Here is a 985-nt window from a genome sequence, read left to right as displayed (position 1 = left end):
GGTCCAACTTTCCAGTTGTGTTCAATTAACCATGATTTCTCGTTATGTTCTGTCCGCAACCCCAGAAATAAATTTCTGGTTTGGGCTCTTTCCTTTTCGCTCGCCGCTACTAAGAAAATCGATTTTTCTTTCTCTTCCTCCAGGTACTTAGATGTTTCAGTTCCCTGGGTTTACCTTCATAAAGCTATGTATTCACTTTATGATACATGGGGTTTCCCATGTGAGTTTCCTCATTCGGAAATCTTCGGATCTCTGACTATGTGCGTCTACCCGAAGCTTATCGCAGCTTATCGCGTCCTTCATCGGCTCCTGATGCCAAGGCATTCACCATGCGCCCTTTGTAGCTTGACCTTTTGCTTGCTTATTGACGTCAATTGCATCGTCGTCTACTGAAATTTTCTCGTTCACGTACGTTTATGTACGCTTCACTCTAAAATTTTATCGACTCCTCGCACTTGCCACCAATAAGCTGCGCAAATTGGTACGCTTTATGTTATATTGTAAAAATATTTTCATATCGCTCCAATTTGATTTAATCATTCACAAAGAATATTATCCTTGGCTTTGTTGTATTTTATATACATTAATCTATGTGCAATTTTCAAAGAACATTTCGCTTGCTTATTACCGCCAATTACTTCGTCAGCTGCAAATTTTACTCATTCACGCACGTAAAGTACGCTTCATTTCATAAAATTTTTGCTTCCTCGCACTTGTCGCTACTAAGCTACGCGATTTTGAAAGACTTAGTCTTTCAAAATTGAACAGAATAATAAATAACATTTAAGTAACCTATCGAGTAAGTATTTAAATTTTGATACATAAATGTATCTGTACTAGTCAGAGCTTCTGTCTGATCTAGATTTCTCCATAGAAAGGAGGTGATCCAGCCGCAGGTTCTCCTACGGCTACCTTGTTACGACTTCACCCCAATCGCTGACCCTACCTTAGGTCGCTGCCTCGCTTTCGCGTTAGCTCACGAACT

Annotated in this window: 2 rRNA genes; both read right to left on the bottom strand. The window is 39.9% G+C overall.

Annotated elements, in window-relative coordinates:
* Positions 1-351: ribosomal RNA gene (locus CLCHR_RS24240) — 23S ribosomal RNA — on the bottom strand; the annotation flags it as partial.
* Positions 352-874: 523 nt separating this feature from the next.
* Positions 875-985: ribosomal RNA gene (locus tag CLCHR_RS24235) — 16S ribosomal RNA — on the bottom strand; the annotation flags it as partial.

It is taken from the genome of Clostridium chromiireducens, assembly GCF_002029255.1.
GTDB lineage: Bacteria > Bacillota > Clostridia > Clostridiales > Clostridiaceae > Clostridium > Clostridium chromiireducens.
Note: the sequence above shows the minus strand (reverse complement) of the source record. Positions and strands in the feature narration are given on the sequence as shown.